This is a genomic window from Arthrobacter sp. 9V (assembly GCF_902506065.1).
In the GTDB taxonomy this organism is placed as follows: domain Bacteria; phylum Actinomycetota; class Actinomycetes; order Actinomycetales; family Micrococcaceae; genus Arthrobacter.
Map to the genome: position 1 here is coordinate 1 of NZ_LR732947.1, position 1,655 is coordinate 1,655.

Here is a 1,655-nt window from a genome sequence, read left to right on the forward strand (position 1 = left end):
GAGCTGTACGAGGCGGCGGAGCTCGACGGCGCCGGCCCGATGCGCACGGTCCTCTCGATCAAGCTCCCGGCGCTCCGCGGCCCGATGGTCATCGCCACGATCTTCTCGATCATCGGCAGCTTCCAGCTCTTCAACGAGCCGAACCTGCTCAAGACGCTCGCCCCGAACGTCATCGGCAGCGCCTTCACCCCGAACATGTACGCCTACTCGCTGTCCTTCAGCGGCCAGCAGTTCAACTACTCCGCCACGGTCGCGATCGTGATGGGCGTGATCACCGCGGTGATCGCCTACGTCGTCCAGGTCCGCGGCACCCGCGAGGAGAACCGATGAGCACCATCCAGCACCCCGCCGGGCCCGCAGCGGCCACGGTGACCGAGGCGACCACGACGCAACGTGCGCCGCGCACCCGCTCGATCCGCGCCTCCCGGCAGCTCCGCACCGCGGAAGGCGGACGCAAGCCGAAGCGGTCCGGCCTGCTGACCGCGGTCATGGTCGTCTTCGTCGTGTACTCGTTCGCGCCGCTGTTCTACCTGCTCGTGAACAGCACGAAGACGCAGTCGTCGCTGCTCTCCACCTTCGGTCTGTGGTTCGGCGGGGACTTCAACCTCTGGCAGAACATCGTCGACACGGTGACGTACAACGACGGCATCTTCCTGCAGTGGTTCGGCAACACGCTGCTCTACGTGGTCGTCGGCGCCGGCGGGGCCACCCTGCTCGCCACGGTGGCGGGCTACGGCATGGCGAAGTTCCAGTTCCCGGGGCGCCGTGCGGTCTTCGCCGTCGTCCTCGGCGCCATCGCGGTCCCCGGCACGGCACTGGCCGTCCCGACCTTCCTGCTCTTCTCGCAGGTCGGCCTGACGAACACCCCGTGGTCGATCATCCTGCCCTCGCTGATCAGCCCGTTCGGCATGTACCTGATCTGGACCTACGCGGTCGACGCGATCCCCGCCGAACTGCTCGAGGCCGCCCGCATGGACGGTGCCGGCGAGTTCCGGATCTTCTTCACCATCGCGCTCCGCCTGCTCGCTCCCGGTGTCGTCACGGTCCTGCTGTTCGCCGTCGTCGCGACCTGGAACAACTACTTCCTGCCGCTCATCATGCTGAGCGACCCGAAGTGGTACCCACTGACGGTCGGCCTGAACCAGTGGAACGCGCAGGCCACCGGGTCCGGCGCGCAGCCGATCTACAACCTCGTCGTCACGGGATCGCTCCTCACGATCATCCTGATCGTGGTCGCGTTCCTCTTCCTCCAGCGCTTCTGGCAGTCCGGCCTCGCAGCCGGGTCGGTCAAGGCCTGACCCCTCGGACACCAGGCGCACGGCGACCCCGCCACGCGCCGCCCGGTCCGGCACACAGCAGCACCACCCCCTCCACGAAGAAGTGAAAGGCACTCCCATGAACAAGCGTCTCCGGCGCGGGCTCAGCGCCCTCGCCATCGGCGTCACCGCCGCGATCGCCCTCGCCGCGTGCGCCTCCGGCAGCTCCGGCTCCGGCGGTTCGGCCGACGACATCGACAAGGCCCTGAAGGACGGTGGCACCCTGACCTACTGGTCGTGGACCCCGTCGGCGAAGGCCCAGGTCGCCGCGTTCGAGAAGCAGTACCCGAAGGTGAAGGTCAAGCTCGTCAACGCCGGCACCGGCGCCGACCAGTACAC

Annotated in this window: 1 protein-coding gene and 2 pseudogenes; all 3 read left to right on the forward strand. The window is 68.1% G+C overall.

The genetic code is table 11. The features are described from left to right. Positions 1 to 330: pseudogene (locus BACI9J_RS22635) on the forward strand (ABC transporter permease subunit); the annotation flags it as partial. Next, positions 327 to 1,298 (forward strand): carbohydrate ABC transporter permease, encoded by a 972-nt coding sequence (locus BACI9J_RS22640; RefSeq protein WP_159736643.1) that lies wholly within the window; start codon positions 327 to 329, stop codon positions 1,296 to 1,298. The pseudogene BACI9J_RS22635 and the gene BACI9J_RS22640, both read left to right, overlap by 4 nt. A 97-nt stretch (positions 1,299 to 1,395) precedes the next feature. Next, positions 1,396 to 1,655: pseudogene (locus tag BACI9J_RS22645) on the forward strand (sugar ABC transporter substrate-binding protein); the annotation flags it as partial.